The sequence below is a fragment of the Vibrio sp. 2033 genome (assembly GCF_033339735.1).
The window spans coordinates 1-558 of the sequence record NZ_JAWOVC010000669.1 but is presented as its reverse complement, the minus strand read 5'-3'; the positions used below and the strand labels follow the sequence as shown (position 1 = coordinate 558).

Genomic DNA, 558 nt, shown 5'->3' with positions numbered 1-558 from the left:
CTTCTGCTCAATGTCTTGTTTAGCAATGTCACCCACCACCACGACTTGTGCACTCTGCGGTGTGTAGTGCTTAGCGTAGAACTCACGTACATCATCAAGCGTTAGCGCACTGACCCCGGCTTGCGTGCCGTCTTTCGGACGAGCGAAAACAGAATCGCCATACAGCACTTGTCGACTTGCTTGAGATGCCATCCAACTTGGATTTTGATGTTCGTACACAAGCCCTTCGAGTGCCTGCATTTTCACACGATCAAAATCTTCTTGTTTGAACGCTGGCGACAGCAGCATCTCTTCAACAATTTTCAGTGTTGGCTCTAAATTCTTTTCTAAAGAAGAAACGCTGATGTTCGTCGTGTAGCCTGTGGCATCGACAGAGATCATGCTGCCGAGTTTATCGAGCTCAGCTTGAATTTGTTCCACGCTACGTTTGGTCGTTCCTTCTTGCAACATAGCGGCTGTCAGTTGCGCTAGGCCTTCTTTGCCTTTTTCCACAAAACGCGTGCCCGCAGGCAAGCTGAATTGCATCATGACTGTCGGAGTTTCGTTGCTCACGGTGAC

General features: G+C 49.1%; 1 protein-coding gene. It reads right to left on the bottom strand.

What is annotated here, in order from left to right; translation table 11 throughout:
* Positions 1 to 558 (bottom strand): M16 family metallopeptidase (locus R7P74_RS28400; RefSeq protein WP_318124030.1); only part of this gene is annotated, 558 nt, incomplete at both ends.